This window comes from Bradyrhizobium sp. USDA 3311, from assembly GCF_054062495.1.
Genome location: NZ_JBSSFI010000001.1, coordinates 6,659,749 through 6,679,746, shown reverse-complemented (window position 1 = coordinate 6,679,746; position 19,998 = coordinate 6,659,749). Strand labels below are relative to the sequence as shown.

Annotated in this window: 25 protein-coding genes; 8 read left to right on the top strand and 17 right to left on the bottom strand. The window is 65.2% G+C overall.

What is annotated here, in order from left to right:
- The first annotated feature begins 128 nt into the window (after positions 1-128).
- On the top strand, positions 129-437 hold the full coding sequence (locus tag ACVWW6_RS32310) for a hypothetical protein (protein ID WP_028170998.1): 309 nt from the start codon (positions 129-131) through the stop codon (positions 435-437).
- A gap of 10 nt (positions 438-447) precedes the next feature.
- Here the strand turns inward: ACVWW6_RS32310 and ACVWW6_RS32305 are convergent, their stop codons facing one another.
- The 10 genes from ACVWW6_RS32305 to ACVWW6_RS32260 form a co-directional block, all read right to left on the bottom strand.
- Positions 448-1,512 carry a LacI family DNA-binding transcriptional regulator gene (locus tag ACVWW6_RS32305; protein WP_456682065.1) on the bottom strand — a complete coding sequence of 355 codons (1,065 nt, stop codon included), beginning with the start codon at positions 1,510-1,512 and terminating at the stop codon, positions 448-450.
- Positions 1,513-1,553: 41 nt separating this feature from the next.
- Entirely contained in the window at positions 1,554-2,582 is a 1,029-nt protein-coding gene (locus ACVWW6_RS32300; RefSeq protein ID WP_456682064.1) for a succinylglutamate desuccinylase/aspartoacylase family protein, read from the bottom strand.
- 62 nt (positions 2,583-2,644) lie between these two features.
- A complete protein-coding gene (locus ACVWW6_RS32295) occupies positions 2,645-2,989 on the bottom strand; it encodes a RidA family protein (protein WP_456682063.1) in 345 nt (114 codons plus the stop codon).
- A gap of 57 nt (positions 2,990-3,046) precedes the next feature.
- Entirely contained in the window at positions 3,047-3,844 is a 798-nt protein-coding gene (locus ACVWW6_RS32290; RefSeq protein WP_456682062.1) for a transporter substrate-binding domain-containing protein, read from the bottom strand.
- Positions 3,845-3,875: 31 nt separating this feature from the next.
- The gene (locus tag ACVWW6_RS32285) at positions 3,876-4,604 is read right to left on the bottom strand and encodes an amino acid ABC transporter ATP-binding protein (protein WP_404522576.1); all 729 of its coding nucleotides are present in this window, start codon (positions 4,602-4,604) and stop codon (positions 3,876-3,878) included.
- Complete coding sequence (locus ACVWW6_RS32280) at positions 4,591-5,241, bottom strand: amino acid ABC transporter permease (RefSeq protein WP_092182998.1); 651 nt, start codon at positions 5,239-5,241, stop codon at positions 4,591-4,593. Before ACVWW6_RS32280 ends, ACVWW6_RS32285 begins: the two co-directional genes overlap by 14 nt.
- Before the next feature lie 10 nt (positions 5,242-5,251).
- A complete protein-coding gene (locus tag ACVWW6_RS32275; RefSeq protein ID WP_011086757.1) occupies positions 5,252-5,911 on the bottom strand; it encodes an amino acid ABC transporter permease in 660 nt (219 codons plus the stop codon).
- An 11-nt stretch (positions 5,912-5,922) separates the two neighbouring features.
- The gene (locus ACVWW6_RS32270) at positions 5,923-7,218 is read right to left on the bottom strand and encodes an amino acid deaminase (protein WP_456682061.1); all 1,296 of its coding nucleotides are present in this window, start codon (positions 7,216-7,218) and stop codon (positions 5,923-5,925) included.
- Between the two features lie 141 nt (positions 7,219-7,359).
- Entirely contained in the window at positions 7,360-8,202 is an 843-nt protein-coding gene (locus ACVWW6_RS32265; protein WP_456682060.1) for a metallophosphoesterase family protein, read from the bottom strand.
- 70 nt (positions 8,203-8,272) lie between these two features.
- The gene (locus ACVWW6_RS32260; RefSeq protein ID WP_456682059.1) at positions 8,273-8,908 is read right to left on the bottom strand and encodes an acriflavin resistance protein; all 636 of its coding nucleotides are present in this window, start codon (positions 8,906-8,908) and stop codon (positions 8,273-8,275) included.
- Between the two features lie 157 nt (positions 8,909-9,065).
- On the opposite strand from ACVWW6_RS32260, the gene ACVWW6_RS32255 reads away from it, so the two are divergent.
- Both ACVWW6_RS32255 and ACVWW6_RS32250 read left to right on the top strand, forming a co-directional pair.
- Positions 9,066-9,488, top strand: a complete 423-nt coding sequence (locus ACVWW6_RS32255) for an MAPEG family protein (RefSeq protein ID WP_028171008.1) — start codon at positions 9,066-9,068, stop codon at positions 9,486-9,488.
- Between the two features lie 35 nt (positions 9,489-9,523).
- Positions 9,524-10,825: an RsmB/NOP family class I SAM-dependent RNA methyltransferase gene (locus ACVWW6_RS32250; protein ID WP_456682058.1), complete on the top strand. Its 1,302-nt coding sequence runs from the start codon at positions 9,524-9,526 to the stop codon at positions 10,823-10,825.
- Between the two features lie 224 nt (positions 10,826-11,049).
- Here ACVWW6_RS32250 and ACVWW6_RS32245 read toward each other — a convergent pair whose 3' ends face one another.
- The 3 genes from ACVWW6_RS32245 to ACVWW6_RS32235 all read right to left on the bottom strand — a co-directional run bounded on the left by ACVWW6_RS32245 (position 11,050) and on the right by ACVWW6_RS32235 (position 12,618).
- Complete coding sequence (locus tag ACVWW6_RS32245; RefSeq protein WP_008141931.1) at positions 11,050-11,259, bottom strand: cold-shock protein; 210 nt, start codon at positions 11,257-11,259, stop codon at positions 11,050-11,052.
- Positions 11,260-11,526: 267 nt separating this feature from the next.
- Complete coding sequence (locus ACVWW6_RS32240) at positions 11,527-11,859, bottom strand: DHCW motif cupin fold protein (protein WP_011086763.1); 333 nt, start codon at positions 11,857-11,859, stop codon at positions 11,527-11,529.
- A 387-nt stretch (positions 11,860-12,246) separates the two neighbouring features.
- Positions 12,247-12,618 carry a nuclear transport factor 2 family protein gene (locus ACVWW6_RS32235; RefSeq protein WP_456682057.1) on the bottom strand — a complete coding sequence of 124 codons (372 nt, stop codon included), beginning with the start codon at positions 12,616-12,618 and terminating at the stop codon, positions 12,247-12,249.
- 150 nt (positions 12,619-12,768) lie between these two features.
- Between ACVWW6_RS32235 and guaA the strand changes: the two genes are divergently transcribed.
- Complete coding sequence (guaA, locus tag ACVWW6_RS32230; RefSeq protein ID WP_456682056.1) at positions 12,769-14,367, top strand: glutamine-hydrolyzing GMP synthase; 1,599 nt, start codon at positions 12,769-12,771, stop codon at positions 14,365-14,367.
- A gap of 319 nt (positions 14,368-14,686) precedes the next feature.
- Here guaA and ACVWW6_RS32225 read toward each other — a convergent pair whose 3' ends face one another.
- Together ACVWW6_RS32225 and ACVWW6_RS32220 are read right to left on the bottom strand one after the other, a co-directional pair.
- Positions 14,687-15,280: an NADPH-dependent F420 reductase gene (locus ACVWW6_RS32225; RefSeq protein WP_456682055.1), complete on the bottom strand. Its 594-nt coding sequence runs from the start codon at positions 15,278-15,280 to the stop codon at positions 14,687-14,689.
- Between the two features lie 16 nt (positions 15,281-15,296).
- On the bottom strand, positions 15,297-16,031 hold the full coding sequence (locus tag ACVWW6_RS32220) for an SDR family NAD(P)-dependent oxidoreductase (protein ID WP_456682054.1): 735 nt from the start codon (positions 16,029-16,031) through the stop codon (positions 15,297-15,299).
- Positions 16,032-16,315: 284 nt separating this feature from the next.
- Between ACVWW6_RS32220 and ACVWW6_RS32215 the strand changes: the two genes are divergently transcribed.
- Entirely contained in the window at positions 16,316-17,212 is an 897-nt protein-coding gene (locus tag ACVWW6_RS32215; RefSeq protein WP_456682053.1) for a LysR family transcriptional regulator, read from the top strand.
- A 78-nt stretch (positions 17,213-17,290) separates the two neighbouring features.
- On the opposite strand, the gene ACVWW6_RS32210 is transcribed toward ACVWW6_RS32215, so the two are convergent.
- Both ACVWW6_RS32210 and ACVWW6_RS32205 read right to left on the bottom strand, forming a co-directional pair.
- Entirely contained in the window at positions 17,291-17,974 is a 684-nt protein-coding gene (locus tag ACVWW6_RS32210; protein ID WP_456683202.1) for a methyltransferase family protein, read from the bottom strand.
- A 64-nt stretch (positions 17,975-18,038) separates the two neighbouring features.
- Positions 18,039-18,500: a GbsR/MarR family transcriptional regulator gene (locus ACVWW6_RS32205; protein WP_456682052.1), complete on the bottom strand. Its 462-nt coding sequence runs from the start codon at positions 18,498-18,500 to the stop codon at positions 18,039-18,041.
- 149 nt (positions 18,501-18,649) lie between these two features.
- Here ACVWW6_RS32205 and ACVWW6_RS32200 point away from each other — a divergent pair, with 149 nt between their 5' ends.
- The 3 genes from ACVWW6_RS32200 (at position 18,650) to ACVWW6_RS32190 (ending at position 19,930) form a co-directional block, all read left to right on the top strand.
- Positions 18,650-18,973, top strand: a complete 324-nt coding sequence (locus ACVWW6_RS32200) for an SGNH/GDSL hydrolase family protein (RefSeq protein ID WP_456682051.1) — start codon at positions 18,650-18,652, stop codon at positions 18,971-18,973.
- A gap of 37 nt (positions 18,974-19,010) precedes the next feature.
- Positions 19,011-19,394 (top strand): glyoxalase, encoded by a 384-nt coding sequence (locus ACVWW6_RS32195; protein WP_456682050.1) that lies wholly within the window; start codon positions 19,011-19,013, stop codon positions 19,392-19,394.
- 239 nt (positions 19,395-19,633) lie between these two features.
- Positions 19,634-19,930: a hypothetical protein gene (locus ACVWW6_RS32190; protein ID WP_011086772.1), complete on the top strand. Its 297-nt coding sequence runs from the start codon at positions 19,634-19,636 to the stop codon at positions 19,928-19,930.
- The last annotated feature ends 68 nt before the right edge of the window (positions 19,931-19,998 follow it).

Sequence of the window (19,998 nt, the reverse complement as noted above, 5' to 3'; positions counted from 1 at the left end):
GGCGGTGGATGGTTAAGAAAGAGTCACCAAAAGGTCACACCCGGCCCGCAAAAGCCGCAGGTGTGACCGCCGGTTCATTGACCGGCGAGCGAAGGCATTGAATCATCGCGCATATTTTGGGTGTTGCGATGTTAGAGATCAGTGTTTTCTGCGTAATCCTCCTGGCCGCCGGCTATTGGACGACCATGTTCGTCATGGGCCGCCGCGACGACGTCATCCATGGCAAGTTCGTTCATGCCGAGGACGAGGGCGATTTGACCCGGCCCGCGATGCCGACACCGCCGCCGTTCCCGAAGCGTCCGCTCAAAGCTGCGCAGCCCGCCGGCGTCCAGTCCGCCAACGTCCAGCCCGAGATGGCCGAGGCGAGGCCGGTGAACAGCGCAGCGCTGGAATCCTTGCTGGCTGCGATCCAGCAGGACCTCAAGAGCGTCGCGTAAGCCGCAATCCTCAGACGCTGCCGCGCTCGACCAGGAACAGGTCGACGGCGAGCCGCTGTTCGGCAAGCTGCGTGCCCGACAGGCGCGCCAGCAGCAGTTCGGCCGCGATGCGCCCCACGGCCGCCGCATCGAACGAGATGGTGGTGAGGCCGGGCGTGATCTGATCGGCGACGTCGTTGTCGCCGAAGCCGAGCACGGCGAGATCGTGCGGCACCGACAGGCCGCGCGCGCGGGCCTCGATCAGCGCGCCGGTCGCGAGCAGATCGTTGGCGCAGAACACGGCATCGACGCGGTCGCCGCGATCGAGCAGGGCGGTGAAGGCGGCGCGGCCGTCTATGAGGCCTGTGATCTCGCCAACGCCGATCTCGTGGACGATCTCGAGGCCGAGCTGCGCCGCTGCCGCGCGAAAACCGTCGCGGCGCAGCGCGCCGCGGCCGCTGCTGCGGCCAATGAACGCGACGCGGCGATGTCCGGCCTCGGCAAGCCTGCGCGCCGCCATCGCGCCGGCATCCGCATTGGGCAGGCCGACCAGCATGTCGATGGGGTCGCGCGGAAACGCCCAGGTCTCGATCACGGGAATGCCGAGCTCCGCAAGCGCGGCGCGATTTTCCTCGAGCTCGATCACGCCGGTGAACATCACCGCGGCGGGGCGGATGCCGCGCAGCGACTGGATCATCGCGACCTCCTTGACATAGGAGTAGGAGGTCTGGCCGACGAGCACCTCGAATCCTTCCGGCTCGAGCGTGGCCGCGAAGCTGCTCACCGCCAGCCCGAACTGCTGGCTGAGAATGTTGGAGACGAAGGCGACGACCACGTTCGAGCGGCCCGAACGCAGCGCGCGCGCATGCGGGTTGGAGGCGTATCCGGTTGCCTCGATCACCTCGAGGATGCGCTCGCGGGTCTTTCGATTGACCTTCTGGGGGTGGCGCAGCACCCGCGACACCGTGATCGGGGATACCCCGGCGCGCTCCGCCACCTCCGCGATGCGCGGCGGCCGTCCGGTCGCGCTGGCGCGGCCGGGCGGCGCCGGAATGCGCACCACGTCGTCATAGCTCGGCTTTGCCGGATCGGTCATCGAATCCCGAGGGTAGTCGAAGTCGCTATCGTCTCCAAAGCTCAGCGCGCTGGCAGCTCGTCGCGCGACAGCGCGCGGCCGACCTGGACCAGGCAGTCGCCGCTCTGGCTGTCGGTGTGCAGGCGCTGCGAGATCACGATGCCATCGGCCGGGAAGCGCAACACGTCCTCCGGCAGCTCCGGCCGCTCGAAATCATGATACCAGCCGGCGACGTCGCCGGCCGCAACGCGCGCGCCGACCATGACGGCGGGCTCGAACCAGCCGCGCCGTGTCGCGAACACCGCCTGCGCATGGCTTTGCAGCGCCAGCAACTCGGTGGCACGCTCAACCGGCGCGTGCGGCCCCAGCACCGGGGCCTGGACGATGCCGAGCGCGAGCAGCAGCCGGTCGACGGCGCGCGCGGTGAACGCCATCGTCTGCGGCGTGACGGTGCCGCCGCCGCCGAACTCGCCTGACAGTCCGATCGCGCCGGCGCGCGCGGCCGCCGCCATCGATGTCGGCGCAGCGGCGCCGTTCTCGGCGACGAAGGCGAAGGGCATCCCTAATCCTTCCATCAGACGCAGCGCCTGGCCGAACATCTCGGGCGGTCCCTGCCGCTCGATCAGGGCGCAGGGCACGTGCGCCATCGACGTGCCGCCGGAATGGATGTCGAAGACGACGTCATGGCGCGGAAACAGCTCGTGCTCGAGGAAGTGCGCGAGGCGGAACGTCGGCGTGCCCCCGGCATCGCCCGGGAAGGCGCGGTTGAGATTGCCCTCGTCGAGCGGCGAGCGCCGTCGCGCCGCCATCACGGCAGGAAGATTGGCGAAGGGCAGGATGGTGATCTCGCCCTTGACCGCCTTGGCATCGAGCCGGCGATACAGCCGCGTCAGCGTGATCTCGCCCTCGTATTCGTCGCCGTGATTGCCGGCCATCAGGAGAAGTTTTGGGCCGGCGCCGTTCTTGATCCGGAAGATCGGGATCTTGAGCTGGAAGTAGGGCGATCGATCGATCGAGAAGGGAATGCCTAGATGGCCGGACCATTTCTGGTCCTTCTCGAAATCGATCTCGTGGAAAAGTCCGGTATGCATGGCTTGCCTCGGGGCCGCGTCGTCGCCGACGCCGGCCGAAGGTTGAAAGAGGGACGATGCCGTTACAGCAAGGCGACCGCGGTCATCTCGACGCGCAGGTCGGGATCGGCGAGACGGGCTTCGACGCAGGCGCGTGCCGGCGGATTGGCCGGATCGATCCAGGAATCGTAGACCGAGTTCATGGTGTCGAAGTCGGTGATATGCGGCAGGAAGACGTTGACCGCGATCAGCTTGGAGCGGTCGGTGCCGGCTTCCATGAGCAGCGCGTCGATCTTGGCGAGCACCTGCTGGGTCTGCGACACGATGCCGGCCTTGCGGTCGTCCGCAACTTGACCTGCGATATGCACCATGCCGCCGGCGGCGACGGCCTGGCTCATGCGCGAGCCGACGACGTAACGTTTGATCATCTCGAAGTCTCCTTGGGAAAAGCGGCTCCCGCGCGGGCGCGGGAGCCGCTTGTGAACTTACAGCGTCGGCAGCGACTGCTCTTCCCTAAACCATTTCAGCTGAAGTGCGCCGAGCTTGCCGTTGAGCTTGTTGAAGAAGATATCGGTGTTGATCCAGTTCAGCAGGTTCTGCTCGCCCTGGCGCACGCCGACATGGGCCGGCGACTGGCGGATCAGGAATTTCAGCTCGACCTCCTTGGTCGGGTTCTGGTCCTGCACCTTCAGCGCGATGGCGCTGTTCTCGGCGAAGGTGTCGGCCTGGCCGGCGAGGAAGGCGGCGAGCGCGGCCGGCGTGTCCTCGAAACGCACCAGCTTCACCTTCGGTGCGTTGTCGGTGAGCCAGACGTCGAGCGTCGAGCCCTTGGCTACCGCGACGCTGCGGCCGTCGAGATTGTCGGGCTTCTTGCCGGTGGCGGCGGGAAGCGACTTGGCGCCGTAGACGCCGAGATTCACCACGGCGTAGGGCTGCGAGAACATCACCTGCTGGGCGCGCTCGGGCGTGGCGCCAAGGCCCGCGATCAGCATGTCGATCTTGTCCGAGAGCAGGCTCGGGATGCGCGCTGCCCCCGTCACCGGCACGAGCTCGAGCTTCACGCCCATGTCGGCGGCGATCAGCCGGGCGAGATCGGCGTCAAGACCTGCGATCTCGCCCTTGTCGTCCTTGAAGCCCCAGGGCGCGGCATCGGTCAGGATGCCGACGCGCAGCTTGCCGGAGCCGAGCACGTCCTGCAGCTTGTCGGCGTGTGCAAGGTTCGGCGCGGCGAGCACTGCGAGTGCCGCGGCTGCGATCGCAAAGAGGGATTTCAGTTGTCTCATGACTCTCTCCTGGTGGCGGATGGCTGGATGATCATTTTGCGGAGGCGATGAAGCTGGCGAGCTCGGGGGTCTCAGGATTGGCGAACAGCTTTGCCGGCGGCCCCTGTTCCCAGACGCGGCCCTGGTGCATGAAGACGATGCGGTTGGCGACGTTGCGGGCAAAACCCATCTCGTGGGTGACTAGGATCATGGTCATGCCTTGCTTCGCCATCGCCTCCATCACCTTCAGCACTTCGCCGACGAGTTCAGGGTCGAGTGCGGACGTCACCTCGTCGAACAGCATGAGGTGAGGCGCCATGGCGAGGCAGCGCGCGATCGCGACGCGCTGCTGCTGGCCACCGGAGAGCTGCTCGGGCCAGGCGTCGATCTTCTCGGCAAGGCCGACGCGGGTGAGCACATCCTCCGCCAGCGTGCGTGCGCGGGCCTTGTCGATGCGGCCGGTGAGCAGCGGAGCCAGCGTGATGTTGCGCTCGACCTTCAGATGCGGAAACAGGTTGAAGGCCTGGAACACGATGCCGACGCGCTGACGGAATTTCTTGAGGTCGGGCATCTTCGTATGGACCCGCTCGCCCTCGACGCGGATCTCGCCGGAATCGACGCTCTCCAGCGCATTGATGCAGCGGAGCAGCGTCGACTTGCCCGAGCCCGAGCGGCCGATGATCGTGACGATCTCGCCTTCCTCGACGTCGAGCGAGACGCCCTTGAGCACCTCGACCTTGCCGAATGTCTTGTGCACGTCGCGGATTTCAACGAGAGCCATCGAGGCGGGCCTCCAGGGAGCGGGACCAAAGCGTGAGCGGCAGGCACAGCGCGAAATAGATCGCGGCGACCAGCGCGTAGGTGAGCAGCGGCTGGAACGTCGCCGCGCTCACCACTTGGCCTGCGCGGGCAAGCTCGACGAAGCCGAGGATCGAGGCGAGCGAGGTGCCCTTGATGAGCTGCACCAGGAAGCCGACGGTCGGCGGCAGCGACAGCCGCAGCGCCTGCGGCGCGATGATGTGGCGGAATTGCTGCCAGGCGGAGAGGCCGAGGCAGGCACCGGCCTCCCATTGCGCCTGCTTCACGGCCTCCAGCCCGCCGCGCCAGATCTCGCCGAGGAAGGCGGCGGTGTAGAGCGTGTAGGCGACGGTCACGGCGACGAGCGCCGGCACCTGGATGCCCAAAAACACCGGCATGCCGAAATAGAAGAAGAACAACAGCCCGAGCAGCGGCACGCTCTGGATCACCTGGATGCACGCCGCCATCGTCCACCGCAGCCCGGCGAAGCGGCTGATGCGGCCCATGGCGAGCCCGAGCGCCAGCGGCGCGCCGAAGGCGAGCGCGAGCACGACCAGCGCGACGGTCCAGCGCAGCGCCGCGAACAGCGAGACGAAATCGATGAGGGAGAAGGATCGCATCGCTGTCCCCTCAGCGCCGCCGCGGCCAGCGGAAGGCCGCCAGACCGATGATTGCGAACAGCGCCTTGAACGACATCGCCATCGCGAAATAGACCGCGCAGATCACCGCATAGACCTCGAAGCTGCGATAGGTGCGGCTCTCGATGAAGCCGGCGACATGAAACAGTTCGTCGGCCGCGACCTGCGAGGCGAGCGAGGTGCCGAGCAGCAGCAGCACGAACTGGCTGGTCACGGCCGGATAGGCGTTGCGCAGTGCCGGCGGCAGCAGGATGTGACGGAACACCTGCCAGCCCGACAGCCCGAGGCACTGGCCGGCCTCGATCTGGTTCTTCGGCACGGAGTCGAGGCCGGCGCGGATGATCTCGACCGAATAGGCGCCGAAATAGAGCGACAGCGCGACGGCAGCCGCCTCGAAGGCCGGCAGCTTCAGGCCGAAGTTCGGCAGCACGAAGAAGACGATGAAGATCTGGATCAGCGACGGCGTGTTGCGGAACAGCTCGATATAGCCGCGCACCAGCCAGCGCAGCGGCGTGATGCGGCCGTTGAGCGCGACCGCGCCGGCAACGCCGATCACGAGCCCGGCCAGTGCCGCGATCACCGTCAGCTCGAGCGTGACGATGGCCCCGTCGATGAGCTGGTTCTGATAGCGCCAGAGCGGCAGGAAATTCATCGCGCGCGCTCTCAGCCGAACTGGGTGGGGAGGGCGCGCGTGACCACACCATCGGCGTCGAGCCCGAGGATCACCCGCCAGCGGTCGAGGCAGGTGCAGGGATGCGAGATGCCGAAGGCGATGATGTCGCCGACAGCAAGGGCGCCTTCGGGGGCAACGGACAGGAACGCATGCTGGTCGTTGAGGCGCGTGACCGCCAGCGCAGCGTCGAGCCCTTGCTGCTCGATGCCGTCGCGGAATACGCGCAACGGGACCGGCAGTCCCTGATCGAAGGAGGCGTCGCGCATGCCGAAGCCGGCAATCGCAAGGCCTGTCTCGGGGCGCGACAAGACTTCGGCCCAGAGCGTCAGTGCAGGGCGAAAGCCTTCTACGGCGGAGTGGTGCAGACCGTCGATGAGGAGACCGCCGCGCCGGTCTACTTCCGCGAAGGCGCGGGCATAGATGCCGTGATCGGCGAAGAACAGCGCGCCGGAGCGCAGGATCACGCTGGCGTTGCCGTCAGCCTGCGCGCCAGGTGCGAGCGCGCGCGCGACGATGTCGAAAAAGGCCGAGCCGCCGGCACTGATGATCAGTGGCCGCTGCGGGGCGGCGGCGCGCACCAGCGCAAAAGTCTCGATGGTGCGCTCCATCAGTGCCGCGATCGCGCGCATCGTCTCGTCGGCATCGGGCGTTGCGGCTGCGCCCTCATAGGTCGCAACGCCGCCGAGCACGAGCCGGTCGGCGGCGAGCACGGATGCGATCGTCGCCTCGATGGCGGCGCGATCGCGCGCGCCGGCGCGGCCTGCGCCGAGCTCGACCAGCACGGACAATTCGCGGCGCTCCGCGATCCGTGCCGCTTCGGCGAGCGCGGCGACAGCGGCGGGTGAATCCGCGAAGGCGTGAAATTCGGCGTCGGGATAGGCGCTGAGCAGCGCGCCGAGCCGCCGACCGGCTGCCAGCCCGCCGATCTCGTTGGCCAGCAGCAGGCGCCGCTCGCCGCTCGCGAGCAGCACGGCGGCCTGCTGGACGTTGGCGACCGTCGTACCCCAGGCGCCGGCTGCGCGCAGCGAGCGGGCGAGCTCCGGCGACATCGGGGTCTTGGCGTGGGGCGCGACGCTGACGCCGGCGCTGGCGCACCATGTCAGGAAGAGGTCGCGGTTGGCCGCGAAGGCGGCCTCATCAAGGGTGAGGGCGGGCAGGGCAAGATCGCCGCGCGAAGGTGACCAGCGCTGGTTGCCGATGTCTTCAGTGGCCAGGCCATCGACCAGGGGAATGCCCCGGGTAGTCGTCGAAAGGCGTTGGCTATCCCACCGGGACAAGAACTGCATCGTCGCTCCTCCGCGGCCCTCGACCGCCGGAATGAACGATATGTCCGAATGACAACGTTGTCATCGACGGATTTTAGCCATCTACGGACCAAGTTCAGTGCAAATAGGTATGAAAGTAGAGGTGAATGCCGTCGAATTGGGCTAGTGCTCGCCGTCCATCTGGAGGAGGACTTCCTCGATATCGATGTCGACCTGGCCCGCCGCCCTGAGATGGCGGACCTCGAGACTGTCGCCCCGGAAGCGGTACTCGACGAGGCCGGTCTCCTTGATCGCGATCCGGTCCTGGCGCTGGTCGTTGATCTTGAAGCCGACCGACGGCGCCCAGACGTGGCGCGTGTGGCGGAACGTGAAGTCGCGGCGCTGGTGCACGTGGCCGCTGGCGATGAGGCGCAGATCGACACGCGCAAACATCTCGATCAGCCGCGCCCGCGCCGGCTGCGGCACGTAGCGGATCGAGGTCTCCGGCGTCTCTGGATCGTCGGGCAGGTTGAGGAACACGGGCTTGTGCAGGAACAGCGCGACCGGCCTGCCATTGGTGCGTGCGATCTCCTGGGTTAGCCAGTCGAACTGCGTGGCCTCGAAGGCGAGCCCGGAATTCATCACCAGCGTGTTGAGGCCGATGAAGCACCAGCCCGCGGCCTCGAACGACCAATGGTCTTCGCCGATGATGTCGCGGAATTGCTGGCGGTATGCCTCGCTGACCGGCGGCTTCGGCGCCGGCCCGATCGCGGTCGGATTGTCGCCGATGTCGTGATTGCCGGGGAGGTAACGGCAGGTCACGGGCAGGGCGTCGTGCAGGCCTTTGGCGAATACGACATCATCGCGGCTGGTCGGCCCGTCGAAGGAGACGTCGCCGGTGTTGATGACGAGATCGGGCCTGTCAGCGTCGATGTGCTCGCAGACGCGATGGAAGTTGGCGATCAGGCCGGGAAAGCGCCGGCCGAGATGGGTGTCGGAAATCTGCGTCAGGCGAAATTCGGACATGGCGTCAGCATACGCGTTGTCGCACGTCAGAACGATGACGGCGCGCGCATCATCCGCGATCGAACAATGTTTAAAGCACGCGATAGCGGATCGTGTAGGCGTCCTGCGGCGCGATGCTGCCCGTCACCGGCGAGGCGATGCGGTCGGCGAGATGCCAGGGGCCGAACTGCTCGGAGCGATGCGGCTCGGCCGGAAGGCGGAGGCGGAATTCGAACGTGCCCTTGCCGGGCAGGTTCACCACCAGCACGCGGTCGGCGGTGCGGTGGTTGAGCGCCACCGCGCCGCGCAGCAGAGCGCGGCCGTCGGCGAGGTCGCGCACGCCGTCGACCAGCGCCAGCGTCTGGTTGCGGTCGGTATGCAGCTCGATCTGGGTGTCGGTTACAGCCGTCAGCGTCTCCCTGGGCATGCGGATCTCGAACTCGACCGCGGGCTTGGACGGGTTGAGGCCGAGATAGGCGAGCGCAGCGTGGCGCATGTCGTAGGCGGCGAAGGCGAACAGGGCGACGGCGGCGAGCGTGGCGAGGCCATGCCTGACGACATCGCGCCAAGGGGAATAGCTCATCCGATAGCCCAGGCGGAAATACACCGTCATCGCCAGCGCGACCGCGAGCGCCATCGCGATACCTGACAGCGCCGACATCAGGATGCCGAGCCGGCCGCTGGCGGATTCGGCAAGGGGGCCGATCAGGCCGGAGAGGGTGTTCATGGCGGTCGCTCGCCTTGCGCCCCAAAGGGGACGAAATTGCTTTAACAATCGGTGGTTGGTCGCAAGAGCGGGAACACCGGTTCAACTCGCTGATTGTCAGCGTCAGAAGTCGCGGCTAATGACGGTCCGCGGTGTTCCGCCTTACGGGAAAGTTCCGATGTCTGTCCAAATGGTCCTGCTGCCTGTCTTCGTGCAGGTCGGTCTCACCTTCGCGCTTCTGATCGGCATGGTCTTCGGGCGCCGCAAGGCGCTGGTCTCGGGCGAGACCAAGATCCGCGACATTGCGCTGGGCGAGCCGAACTGGCCCAAGAGCACCACGCAAATCGCCAATTGCTACCGCAACCAGTTCGAGCTGCCGTTGCTGTTCTACGCCCTGATCGCGCTGGCGCTCCCCTTGCGCCATGTCGATCTCTTCATCGTGCTGATGTCATGGGTGTTCGTGGTGACACGGTTCGCCCATGCCGGCGTGTTCGTCTCCTCGAACGATCTCGGCCGCCGCTCGACGATCTGGCTCGCCGGCGTACTGGTGCTGCTGGTGATGTGGATCTACTTCGCGCTGAGAATGCTCTTGTTGATCTGACTTTTAACGGTCGGATTTCATCTGAAAGATTTGAAATGACCCCCGCTGCCCGGCTGTCCGCAGCCATCGAACTGATCGATACCATCGAGAGAGACCGCGTGCCCGCGGCCAAGGCACTGAAGGAGTGGGGCACCGCGCACCGCTTCGCCGGCTCCGGCGACCGCGCCGCGATTGCCGGCCTCGTCTGGGACGTGCTGCGCCGCTATGCCTCGAGCGCCTTCCTGATGGACGCCGACACCGCGCGGGCGCGGCTGATCGGCATGCTCCGCCTCGAGCGCGACATGGACGCGGCCACCATGGCCGCCCTGTTCGACGGCAGCCGGTTTGCGCCGGCGCCGCTGACGGAGGCCGAGCAGGCGGCGCTCAGCCATCGCTCCCTCAGGGACGCTCCCGCTGCGATCGCCGGCGACTACCCCGAATGGCTCGATCCGCATCTGGCAAAGGTGTTCGGCGAGGACCGTGCGGCGGAGGCGGCCGCGATGGCGAGCCGGGCGCCGCTGGACCTGCGCGTCAACACGCTAAAGTCCAATCGTGACAAGGTGCTGCGGGCGCTTGCTCATCTTCATGCGAAACCGACGCCCTGGTCTGCAACCGGCCTGCGCATCGAGCTTTCCGCCGATGCGCGCAACCCCGGCATCCAGGCCGAGGAGGATTTCATCAAGGGCGCCGTTGAAGTGCAGGATGAGGGATCGCAGCTTGCGGCCCAGTTCACCGCGGCAAAACCCGGCGAGCAGGTGATCGATCTGTGCGCCGGCGCCGGCGGCAAGACGCTGGCGCTCGCCGCCATGATGCAGGGCAAGGGCCGGCTGATCGCCACCGATCGCGACAAGCGGCAGCTTGCGCCCATTCACGAACGCCTGTCGCGCGCCGGCGTCCACAATGCCGATGTCCGCACGCCCAAGGGCGAGGCCGATCCGTTGGCCGACATCAGTGCCACGGCCGACCTCGTCGTGATCGACGCCCCCTGCACAGGAACCGGCACCTGGCGCCGCAACCCCGACGCCAAATGGCGGATGCGGCCGGGCGCGCTGGAGATTCGCCTGCGCGACCAGGCCGAGGTGCTGGAGCGCGCCGTGCCATTGGTGAAGGCCGGCGGCCGCGTCGCCTACATCACCTGCTCGGTTTTGGCGGAAGAGAACGGCGAGCAGGTGAGGGCGTTCATCGGCCGCCATCCGGAGTTCGCGGTGGTGCCACCCGAGCAGACCGCGAGCGTGCTCTGGGACAAGGCGGAAGATTTCGCAAAAGCCGCGCTGCAATCGCCCGAGGGCTGGCTGATGACGCCGCGCCGGACGGGGACGGATGGCTTCTTCGTCTCGGTGCTGAAGAAGACCGCCTGATCAACGTTGTCATTCCGGGGCTCGCGAAGCGAGAACCCGGAATCCATCGAGCCGCAGGGGCCGCCGCGCGATGGATTCCGGGTTCGCCCTCCGGGCGCCCCGGAATGACGGCCGTTGGGCCCCCCAAAAACAAAAGCCCCGCAGACCGAATCCCGGTCACGGGGCTTTCCAGTTCTCGCGCTCTGCCGGTACGTCCGTGGTCAGAAGCGCTGGTGCGTTGGCGATTAGCCGACGCGGAGATTATCAGCCGACGACTTGCCGCTGCGACGGTCGGCGACGATGTCGAACGAGACCTTCTGACCCTCGTTGAGGGAGGAGAGGCCAGCGCGCTCGACGGCGCTGATGTGCACGAACACGTCCTTCTGGCCGTCGTCCGGCTGGATGAAACCATAACCCTTTTGGGTGTTGAACCACTTCACGGTGCCCATAGCCATGGGAATTTCCTTTAGTTAGTTAGAGAGGATACGCACGCGGACCGGTACGCAGCACTGCGCCCATAGTCCTGATGAGTCGATGTTTTGGAGAAATCATCTGAAGCGTGCGCGCCTGTCTTAGACGAGGCGAAGCGGCCCAGTCGTTCGGCCAAGTATCGATGATCACAATATAGCGAGAATTTTGGGCCACTTCAAGGCACCACCCGCCACCCGGCACCTCGCCCGGATTTTCTATTTTGCGGTGCAAATTAACCGCTCCGGCGCATCTCAATCGACGATAAACAGCGTCGCTCCGGTGGCCGTCGAGGACCGGTGCGCGGCGTCGCCGAAGTCGGAGACCTGGTAGCTCATCCCCGCCGTGAGCTTGAACTTGCGGCCGTCGCGCAGCTCCGAATCGAGCTCGCCCTTGACCACGAAGATGACGTGGCCGCGGTCGCACCAATGGTCGGCGAGATAACCCGGCGAATACTCGACCATCCGCACCCGGAGATCGCCGATGTTGAGCGTGCGCCACAGCGCCTGGCCGGTCTCGCCGGCATGCTTGGTCGGCTCGACCTTGCTCCAGTCGGTGACGGTGAAGGGGGAGGTGGGGAGTTTCATTGGGAGGTCCTGTCTCAGAGCCGGCAATGCCGGTGTTAGCGTACGCTGCCGCCGTAGTCTCCGTCATTGCGAGCGCAGCGAAGCAATCCAGAAATGCATCCGCGGAGGCCGTCTGGATTGCTTCGTCGCGTCAGCGCAAAATTGCTCCGCAATTTTGTCTCGCGATGACGGGCTTGGGGCACGCTCGCACCCCGCTCAAGGTGTCATCGCCCGCCTTGTGCGCACTTGCGCACTGGAGCGGGCGATCCAGTATTCCAGAGGCCGTGCCGTGATACGGAGAAGCCGCGGCGTACTGGATTCCCCGCTTCCGCGGGGAATCCAGCGGTGGGTGGGGCGGCACCGTCTGCACACGACAAGCCGCGGCGGGGACAGCAACCCACGCAGGCGTCACTGCGGCAGATGGTTCGCCGACCCCTGCACGATCAGACCCGCGTCGTTCACCCGCAGATACTCGCAGATCTTCTTGCCCCGCTCGTTCGCGTAAAACACCACGACGCTGTCAGGGCTGACGAACACGTCGATCAGGGAGAAGTGCAGGTCAGGCAGCAGGGCGAGCGCCTTGCCCCAATAGGCCCGCAACGCGTCCTTGCCGCGCACGGTGCCGCTGGCATCGAATCCCATCACCGGGATGCGGTCCGAGGTCATCACGGTGTCCTCGTCATAGAGCGTCAGCACGCGTTCGAGATCGCGCGCGTTCCAGGCCTCGACCCAGGTCCGGCCGAGCGCGGCAAGCGTCGATGGCTGATGGTGCTGTGACATGGCATTCTCCCTGATCGGCCCCTGGTTGAAGGGTGGGGCAAATTAGGTCAATAATACTTACCTATATCCGTTTGTCCATGCCCAAAGAAGAATGTGGGCGCGCAAACCTGCGCGGTTGCGGGCCGGGCGCCTGTCGCGTATCTGCTTGCCATGACAGCAGCACAGAACGACCGCTCCGCGTCGACGCCCTCCGTGGCCTCGGCGCATGACAAGATTCTCATCGTCGACTTCGGCAGCCAGGTGACGCAGCTGATCGCGCGTCGCGTGCGCGAGGACGGCGTCTATTGCGAGATCGTCCCGTTCAACAAGGCCGAAGAGGCCTTCAAGGAGATGAAGCCGAAGGCGGTGATCCTCTCCGGCGGGCCGGAGTCGGTGCACGAGGCCGGCTCGCCCCGCGCCCCGCAATTGATCTTCGCCTCCGGCGTTCCCGTGATGGGCATCTGCTACGGCCAGATGACCATGGCGGCCCAGCTGGGGGGCGAGGTCGAAGGCGGCCATCACCGCGAATTCGGCCGCGCCGATGTCGAGGTGAAGGCGCAGAGCAAGCTGTTCGAGGACGTCTGGTCATCAGGCAGCAAGAACCAGGTCTGGATGAGCCATGGCGACCGCATCACCAGGATGCCGCCGGGCTTCTCCGTCGCCGGCACCTCGCCGAACGCGCCTTTCGCGATCATCCAGGACGAGAAGCGCAAATATTACGGCCTGATGTTCCACCCCGAAGTAGTGCACACGCCCGACGGCGCCAAGCTGATCCGCAACTTCGTGCGCAAGATCGCCGGCCTCACCGGCGACTGGACCATGCGCGCCTTCCGCGAGGAGGAGATTGCCAAGATCCGCGCCCAGGTCGGCAAGGGCAAGGTGATCTGCGGCCTCTCCGGCGGCGTCGATTCGGCCGTCGCGGCCGTGCTGATCCACGAAGCCATCGGCGACCAGCTGACGTGTGTGTTCGTCGATCACGGCTTGATGCGCCTCAACGAGGCCGAGCAGGTGGTTGACCTGTTCCGCCACCACTACAACATCCCGCTCGTGCACGTGGATGCGTCGAAGCAGTTTTTGGGCGAACTCGAAGGCGTCACCGACCCCGAGACCAAGCGCAAGACCATCGGCCGCCTCTTCATCGAGGTGTTCGAGGCCGAGGCCAAGAAGATCGGCGGCGCCGACTTCCTGGCGCAAGGCACGCTCTATCCTGATGTGATCGAGAGCGTCTCCTTCACCGGCGGCCCCTCGGTCACCATCAAGTCGCACCACAATGTCGGCGGTCTCCCTGAACGCATGAACATGAAGCTCGTCGAGCCGCTGCGCGAGCTGTTCAAGGACGAGGTCCGCAAGCTAGGGCGCGAGCTCGGCCTTCCCGAAATCTTCGTCGGCCGCCACCCGTTCCCGGGCCCGGGCCTTGCCATCCGCTGCCCCGGCGACATCACAAGCGACAAGCTCGACATCCTGCGCAAGGCCGATGCCGTCTACATCGACCAGATCCGCAAGCACGGCCTCTACGACGACATCTGGCAGGCTTTTGCGGTGCTGCTCCCCGTGAAGACGGTGGGCGTCATGGGCGACGGCCGCACCTACGACTACGTCGTGGGTCTGCGCGCCGTCACCTCCACCGACGGCATGACCGCGGACTTCTACCAGTTCGACATGAAGTTCTTAGGCGAGACCGCCACGCGCATCATCAACGAGGTGAAGGGCGTGAACCGGGTGGTGTACGACGTGACCAGCAAGCCGCCCGGGACGATTGAGTGGGAGTAGTGGACCGGTTGTCATCGGGCAGTTTGGCGTGGTTTTGGAGCGTCTATCTCATTTCTTCCCGGTCGCGTCGTCACATAAGCCTGATCGAGGTCTGAAAACTATCGCGCTTCCGCGAACAGCGCAATGTGGCGTACTGCGGCGTGCAGAAAGGTCGGAAGCGGTGAGCCGAAGTCTCAGTTTGAGGGATCGGGATTACGGTGACAGTGCATTTGACTATCGCTCGCTAAAGAAGGCTTGCGAGTTGAATTCACTGTCACCGTAATGTTCGAAGAAGTCAGCGCGCGACCGGTTCTCGGCGTCGATCACGGCCATAGATCGATTACTGCTCCTTCCTGAACAAATCCTGGAAGACCAGCGGGCCCCAGGTGCGGCCGCGCGCGTGCACCAGCGCGCCACCCTCGTTGAGCTTTCCGAGCTTCACGGGTGCGAAGCCGAGTTGTTTCGCCAGGGCCGCGACGGGAACGATCGCGTCCTCGTCGTCGCTGGACAGAAAGACGACCCGGTGGCCGCCCTCGACGACCGGATCGCTAGCCAGTTTGGCTGCAATCAGATGATTGAAACCTTTCACGAACCTGGCTCCGGTGAACGCCTTCGCGACGACGGCGGAGGACAGAAGACCGTCCAGCTCTTCTCCAAAGCCGTTCGTCGCGTCGATGATCGTCTTGCCTTGCCAACTCGGCAGGGCCTTCGCAACCGCGCGATGCTCCCCGAACGGGACCGCCAGAATGATGGTGTCGGCCTCGAGTGCGTCCTCCAGCGACCTGGCGACGACCGTGGGTCCGATCGCCCGAGCCTGCGGCGCCAACGTCTCGGGCGGCCGGCGGCTCGCGACTGATACGTCGATGTTCCTGCGGGCGAAGGCATGGGCGAGGGCCTGGCCTATCTTGCCGAATCCTATGATTGCGTAGCTCATCATACGTCTCCTATTTTCAGATGGCCGAGAAGCCGCCGTCGACGGACAACTCCACCCCGTTCACGAAGCTTGAATCGTCTGAGGCAAGAAACAGCGCGACCGCCGCGATTTCCTCAGGACGACCCATCGTTCCCCTGGGGATCAGGGATTCGAACATCCGCTTCGCGTCCTCGGTGAGAACCTGGTCCTGCATCGGTGTGGCGATCGGCCCCGGGCTCAGCACGTTCACCCGGATGTTTCTGCCCTTCAGTTCGTTGAGCCAGGTGCGTGCAAATGAGCGCAACGCCGCCTTGCTCGCCGCATACACGCCGTAACCGGGAAAGCCTTTCACCGACGCAACGGACCCGGTCATGAAGATCGATCCGCCGTCGCGGAACAGCGGCAACGCCTTCTGCACCGTAAACAGCGTGCCGCGCGTATTCAGGCCGAAGGTTGCATCGAAATGCTGCTCGGTAATCTCGCCGAGCGGAACGGCTTCCCCCATGCCGGCGCTCGCGTAGAGAACGTCGATCTTGCCCTTCTCCCGCTTGACCGTGTCGAACAGGCGGTCGAGATCGTCGAGATTGGCCGCGTCGCCGCGCACGCCGGTCACGTTCCGGCCAATCAGCCTGACGGCCTCGTCGAGCGCCTGCTGCCTCCGGCCCGTGATGAAAACGTACGCGCCTTCGTCAACGAACCGCCTGGCGCTCGCCAGCGCCATGCCACTCGATCCACCCGTGACGACCGCAACCTTGCCTTCAAGCTTTCCCATGACTTCTCCATTCGTGGTGTCGGGACAGCATCTGCCTCCGAGAACCCCGAGATGGGTCCGCCGGGGTCAGGTGTTGAGTGCGAAAGCGCGCACATCGGTGGTGCGAAATCGATCCGGCTGGACGATTGACGCCGGCCGCGACGAGCGGTGTCCGCCGGTCGGAATTGGGCCGTACCTGCCGGCATGGGGCTGTGATCGCTGCCCGTGCTACCCACATACGAGATGCCGCTCGATGTGTTGGACACGGGCTTTGGAAGGCGCACCGTGCGGTGCGGGATTGCACCATGATCGACTGGGATGACGTTCGCTACTTTCTTGCCGTCGCGCGCGGAGGCTCGGTGCGGGCTGCCGCCGAGCGCCTCGGTGTGAACCACGCGACCGTGCTGCGACGCATCGCCCAGCTCGAGGAGCGCCTCGCGGTCCATATGTTCGAAAAGCTGCCTTCGGGCTACCGCCTGACGGCTGCAGGCGAGGAGGTCCTCGAGTTCGCGGACCAGATGGAAACGTCTTCGCACCTGCTGGAGACGCGCGTCTTCGGGCGCGACCAGAGCGTGCGCGGGCTTCTGCGGGTGACGCTGGCGCCGCCGCTGGCGACACACCTGCTCATGCCTGATTTCGCCGATTTCGCGCGTCTGCATCCGGACATCGAGATGGACATCCTGTCGTTCGGCGAGTTGGCAAATCTGACCAACCGGGAGGCCGACGTCGCGATCCGCGTCGTCTACGACCGCAAAACCCTGCCGCTCAATCTTCACGGCCTGAAGGGACCGGAGCTGTTCGGCGCCGTCTACATGTCCAGGGATCGACTGGCCGCGTGGCGTGCGGGCGCGCCTGATCCTGTCAGGTGGATCGTCATCAGCATGCATGGGATTCCGGATTGGGCCAGCGAGGGTGAGGTTCGCACCACGGGCGGTCCGTTCAGGGTCACGGATGCCGGCGCGCAGATCGCTGCCGTACGGCAAGGGCTCGGGATCACGACACTGCCGTGCTTCGTCGGCGATGCCGACCCCCTGCTGGTGAGGGTGCCGGGCAGCGACCTGCACATGTACGGAACGGTTTGGCTTCTCACACAGGGCGAGACACGCAAGACGAAGCGCGTGCGGCTCTTCACCGAGTTCGTATCCCGCAGGCTCACCGCGTACGCGCCGCTTCTCGCGGGGCTGTCCGTATTGCGCGACTGATGCAGCGTCGTACTAAGGCGATGTTGTGTCAGCAATAGCAGGCGATCGTTCTCGCGTTGCCATGCAGGACGTACCGTCTCACCAGATGAACGGAATCAGGCGCCGGCGCACACGGCGCGCGTAATCGTCATAGCCCTCGAGGCCCGCGCGCAGCGTCCGCTCCTCGATGCCGATCCGGATGCCAAACAACAGGGCGAGGATGGGGACCGTCGGAAGTCCCCACCACGAGCCGAGCACCAGCGATGTCCCGGCGACGTAGAAGAGCGTGCCGAAATACATGGGATGGCGGACGATGGCATAGGGGCCTGTTGTGATGACCGCCTGCCCGCGGTCCTTTTGCAGTTTCACGACCGGCGCCGCGAAGCTGTTCGTGCGCATGATCCAGTAAATGAACAACATCGCCGCCAGGAGGAGCCCGCAGCCTGCCCACTGCACGGAAGACGGCATTGCCGACCAGTGCCAGCGCGCCGCATCCGCCGCCATGAAGCCCATTCCTCCAAATATGAGGAGCAGGATCGGGATGAGAATCAGCTTGTCCGCGAGCGGCTGATCTTTCTGCACGGGCGGCTTAAGGCGCTCTCTGAGCAGGCTCGGATCAACGCGCGCCATGTTTATCCCGAACACGACCGAGAGCACGACCATCACACCGAGAGAGAGCCACCCGCCGGGGTAGTCCGTCGTGCCTGCAGCACCAAAGATGATCGCGCCCATGAAGCCGAACCAGACGATTGTCTGCACGATGAGATTGAGAACGAGACCCATTGTTTCTGCCTTTCCCGTCGAAGGTTCGGAGTCTTCCGCACGGCCAGCGCCGCTGCGGGTTTCCTCATTGCCGTCGTCGGCCACGTGTCCAGCGGCTCATGGCGTCCTCCATGGCGCCCCGCATGACCCGATAGAAGTCGGCCATCTCCCTGAGACGCGCGCTTGCCGCCTTGGACGCAGCTATTTCAGCTCCGGCGTTCAACTGCCCGGCCAACGCGTCGAGCAGACGATTCTGCTGCCGGACCATGGCTTCGTAGTCGTCTGCCACGGCATAGAGCGCGCGTTTTGTCCCAGCCTCGCTATGGCGACGCGCCAGCGTGTAACTCTCGAGCAGTCGAGCGGCTACGCTCGCGCTGCTCTTGCTGATCCCGAGGTTTTCGGTGATCTGATCGAGGCTGACGGGACGAGGGCAGAGAAGCAAATAACCATAGAGACGGGCGGCGACGGGCGGCACGCCCCAGGGCGTGAGCAGCCGTGCCACGTCCTCCGTGAACCGCTGCTCGTCCCTGCTGGTCTTGTTTGACATATTCGGCATATTCCGAATATATAGAAGTTATGGCTGACGGCAAGCGCCAAGCGGGGGCTCATGCCTCCCTGTCAGTCCGCTGCGGCTTGTGTTCTGCAGGATCGGTATCATGTCGCCGGAGTTCACGCCTCGGCGGGAGCGATAGCACCATGACGGTCTTCGAGCAGAAAACCGTGGCGTGCCTCGGATCGAGCAGCACGGCAGGCAAAGGGCAGGCCTTCGATTGGATCGCCGAGCTGCGCGCCCGGCCGCGCAACGCGCAGGTCAAGTTCGAGAACTTCGGTGTCGGTGGTGACCTGGCCTACAATGCGCTGAAGCGATTGCCTGCTGTGCTTGCCTGTCGTCCCGGCAAGGTCGTCGTTTGGGTCTCGCGCATGAATGGATGGCGGTTCCATACCGATGGCGTGCACCTCGACAGCCGCGCGGGACGGATCGTGGCGGCTCGCATTCAAGAGTTCATCGACGCCTGCTAGGGTGCAATCATTGCATGATATTCAACGGAGCAGCGCCATGGACGAGCGGCAGACGTCGAGCGTAGTCGCAATCATTCCCTGCAACGACCTCGATGCAGCGGAACGGTGGTGGAACAGGCTCGGCTTCTTCAGGCCGGTCGATCAAGGCTACGAAGACTATCGGATGCTGTCAGATGGTGTTGGTGGCGAGGTGCATTTGCAGCAGGCGGTGGAAGGCTGGCTCATTCCGGGGAGCAACCCGTTTGGCGTCTACGTCTATACGCCCCGGGTCCGCGGCCTGGCCGCGGCGATGTGCCCGGAGATCGTCGAGCCGAGCCGCGCGGCCGAGCACAAGCCGTGGGGCATGTATGAAGTCGCGCTAAATGGCCCTGACGACCTGCTCGTCCGCGTGGGCTGGCCGAGCCGGTTGATGACGGAGTAGGTCTGGCGTTGGCGCGAGCCTCTCGGCGCTCAATTGTCGCACCTTCATGTGAAGCATCTCACACGCACGCTTGCGTCAATCATGCGACAGAACACCTGCTGTGATTGTACGTGGTGAATTGGGCTTATTGCGATGCCCGCCACCACATCAGCTGAAATGAGCTGCACACGCCAGAACGACATGTTGAGATAGCCATCAACCGGCCGATTGCGTCGGTTCATGAGAGCTATGGAGACACTATGGCTGACAAACACGAACAGAGCATGGTTGGTACGTGGACCAAAACCACGGCGGCTGCGTGTGCGGACAAATATCCCGCCACCATCACCTTCTCGACCGGCACCTACCGCGGCATGCGCGGCGAGGGGCAGGGCATGGTGTGGTGGGACGCGGGAATCTACCGTCTCGAGGATTCCAACACACTCGTCGTCGGGACGGCCAGCGATGAACTTGTGACCTATCGCATTTCACTCGAGGCCGACCGGTTTGAGTTTACGGATTCCGAGGGCTGTGTCGTGACCTATCGGCGCGCGTAGGACTGCGCACGCCACAGCTGACTTGAGATAACGCGGGCGTACCCGCGAACGAGCCCGATGCTCACGTC

What these genes read in the sequence shown, in the direction of transcription:
- ACVWW6_RS32310 (WP_028170998.1), top strand. Translation starts at nt 129, where the DNA reads ATGTTAGAGATCAGTGTTTTCTGCGTAATCCTCCTGGCCGCCGGCTAT.
- ACVWW6_RS32305 (WP_456682065.1), bottom strand. Translation starts at nt 1,512, where the DNA reads ATGACCGATCCGGCAAAGCCGAGCTATGACGACGTGGTGCGCATTCCG.
- ACVWW6_RS32300 (WP_456682064.1), bottom strand. Translation starts at nt 2,582, where the DNA reads ATGCATACCGGACTTTTCCACGAGATCGATTTCGAGAAGGACCAGAAA.
- ACVWW6_RS32295 (WP_456682063.1), bottom strand. Translation starts at nt 2,989, where the DNA reads ATGATCAAACGTTACGTCGTCGGCTCGCGCATGAGCCAGGCCGTCGCC.
- ACVWW6_RS32290 (WP_456682062.1), bottom strand. Translation starts at nt 3,844, where the DNA reads ATGAGACAACTGAAATCCCTCTTTGCGATCGCAGCCGCGGCACTCGCA.
- ACVWW6_RS32285 (WP_404522576.1), bottom strand. Translation starts at nt 4,604, where the DNA reads ATGGCTCTCGTTGAAATCCGCGACGTGCACAAGACATTCGGCAAGGTC.
- ACVWW6_RS32280 (WP_092182998.1), bottom strand. Translation starts at nt 5,241, where the DNA reads ATGCGATCCTTCTCCCTCATCGATTTCGTCTCGCTGTTCGCGGCGCTG.
- ACVWW6_RS32275 (WP_011086757.1), bottom strand. Translation starts at nt 5,911, where the DNA reads ATGAATTTCCTGCCGCTCTGGCGCTATCAGAACCAGCTCATCGACGGG.
- ACVWW6_RS32270 (WP_456682061.1), bottom strand. Translation starts at nt 7,218, where the DNA reads ATGCAGTTCTTGTCCCGGTGGGATAGCCAACGCCTTTCGACGACTACC.
- ACVWW6_RS32265 (WP_456682060.1), bottom strand. Translation starts at nt 8,202, where the DNA reads ATGTCCGAATTTCGCCTGACGCAGATTTCCGACACCCATCTCGGCCGG.
- ACVWW6_RS32260 (WP_456682059.1), bottom strand. Translation starts at nt 8,908, where the DNA reads ATGAACACCCTCTCCGGCCTGATCGGCCCCCTTGCCGAATCCGCCAGC.
- ACVWW6_RS32255 (WP_028171008.1), top strand. Translation starts at nt 9,066, where the DNA reads ATGTCTGTCCAAATGGTCCTGCTGCCTGTCTTCGTGCAGGTCGGTCTC.
- ACVWW6_RS32250 (WP_456682058.1), top strand. Translation starts at nt 9,524, where the DNA reads ATGACCCCCGCTGCCCGGCTGTCCGCAGCCATCGAACTGATCGATACC.
- ACVWW6_RS32245 (WP_008141931.1), bottom strand. Translation starts at nt 11,259, where the DNA reads ATGGCTATGGGCACCGTGAAGTGGTTCAACACCCAAAAGGGTTATGGT.
- ACVWW6_RS32240 (WP_011086763.1), bottom strand. Translation starts at nt 11,859, where the DNA reads ATGAAACTCCCCACCTCCCCCTTCACCGTCACCGACTGGAGCAAGGTC.
- ACVWW6_RS32235 (WP_456682057.1), bottom strand. Translation starts at nt 12,618, where the DNA reads ATGTCACAGCACCATCAGCCATCGACGCTTGCCGCGCTCGGCCGGACC.
- guaA (WP_456682056.1), top strand. Translation starts at nt 12,769, where the DNA reads ATGACAGCAGCACAGAACGACCGCTCCGCGTCGACGCCCTCCGTGGCC.
- ACVWW6_RS32225 (WP_456682055.1), bottom strand. Translation starts at nt 15,280, where the DNA reads ATGAGCTACGCAATCATAGGATTCGGCAAGATAGGCCAGGCCCTCGCC.
- ACVWW6_RS32220 (WP_456682054.1), bottom strand. Translation starts at nt 16,031, where the DNA reads ATGGGAAAGCTTGAAGGCAAGGTTGCGGTCGTCACGGGTGGATCGAGT.
- ACVWW6_RS32215 (WP_456682053.1), top strand. Translation starts at nt 16,316, where the DNA reads ATGATCGACTGGGATGACGTTCGCTACTTTCTTGCCGTCGCGCGCGGA.
- ACVWW6_RS32210 (WP_456683202.1), bottom strand. Translation starts at nt 17,974, where the DNA reads ATGGGTCTCGTTCTCAATCTCATCGTGCAGACAATCGTCTGGTTCGGC.
- ACVWW6_RS32205 (WP_456682052.1), bottom strand. Translation starts at nt 18,500, where the DNA reads ATGTCAAACAAGACCAGCAGGGACGAGCAGCGGTTCACGGAGGACGTG.
- ACVWW6_RS32200 (WP_456682051.1), top strand. Translation starts at nt 18,650, where the DNA reads ATGACGGTCTTCGAGCAGAAAACCGTGGCGTGCCTCGGATCGAGCAGC.
- ACVWW6_RS32195 (WP_456682050.1), top strand. Translation starts at nt 19,011, where the DNA reads ATGGACGAGCGGCAGACGTCGAGCGTAGTCGCAATCATTCCCTGCAAC.
- ACVWW6_RS32190 (WP_011086772.1), top strand. Translation starts at nt 19,634, where the DNA reads ATGGCTGACAAACACGAACAGAGCATGGTTGGTACGTGGACCAAAACC.